The 365-nt window shown below is 44.7% G+C and carries 1 protein-coding gene; it reads left to right on the top strand.

Annotated elements, in window-relative coordinates; all coding sequences use genetic code 11:
• Position 1 precedes the first annotated feature (1 nt).
• Positions 2-365, top strand: a 364-nt coding sequence (locus tag E1189_RS00265) for a phosphopantetheine-binding protein (RefSeq protein WP_329601861.1), incomplete at its 3' end; no start/stop codon positions are given.

The following is a 365-nucleotide window of genomic DNA, read 5'->3' as shown; positions in this document are numbered from 1 at the left end:
GATACACGACAACTTCTTCCATTTAGGTGGTGACTCCCTGCTGGCCATTCGTCTCACCCAGCGTATCAGCCAGGAGATGGGTGTGGACCTGCCTGTTGACAAACTTTTTAAACATACAACTGTTCGTGAGATTGCAAAGCTCATATCCGGTATTCCACTACCGATGGCTCAAGTGGATCTCATCGCAGAAACAAAACTTGGAGATCATATTTTACCCGTTCAAGAAGCTTCCCATGAATTATCCAATGCACTTATAACTGGATGCACTGGATTTCTGGGAGTACACCTTCTGTATGATCTACTTCGTTACTCATCCATGCATATCTACTGTCTTGTTCGGGCAAAGGATATCAATACAGCATGGG

The sequence above is a fragment of the Parendozoicomonas verongulae genome, from assembly GCF_009711465.1.
Taxonomy (GTDB): Bacteria; Pseudomonadota; Gammaproteobacteria; order Pseudomonadales; family Endozoicomonadaceae; genus Sansalvadorimonas; species Sansalvadorimonas verongulae.
The sequence above is the reverse complement of the archived record's forward strand: the minus strand, read 5'-3'. Positions and strand labels throughout refer to the sequence as shown.